We start from the raw sequence: 278 nt of genomic DNA, 5'->3' as shown, positions 1-278 counted from the left end.
GCTGGGTGGGACGCGTCTGGCAGACATTCTGGATGGTGTTCGGCATTGCGATCATCGCCTATGTGACTTCATCGGTTACCAGCGTCATGACGGTCGCCCATATCGACAACAGCATTTCCAGCCTGTCGGACCTGCAAGGGAAATCCGTGGGCGTGCGCGCGGGCAGTGTCGCGGAGCAGTTCCTGAAATCACGCTCCATCGCGACCGTGCATTTCGATCACCTGCCTGAAGCCGTCGGCGCGCTCGTGAACGACGAGATTGCGGCAATCGTCGGCGAC

Annotated in this window: 1 pseudogene; it reads left to right on the top strand. The window is 60.4% G+C overall.

From position 1 onward, the window contains the following. Positions 1-278 (top strand): annotated as a pseudogene (locus SB719_RS19750) (hypothetical protein); the annotation flags it as partial.

Source organism: Pantoea sp. SIMBA_079 (genome assembly GCF_046940275.1).
Taxonomy (GTDB): Bacteria; Pseudomonadota; Gammaproteobacteria; order Enterobacterales; family Enterobacteriaceae; genus Pantoea; species Pantoea borealis.
The sequence above is the reverse complement of the archived record's forward strand: the minus strand, read 5'-3'. Positions and strand labels throughout refer to the sequence as shown.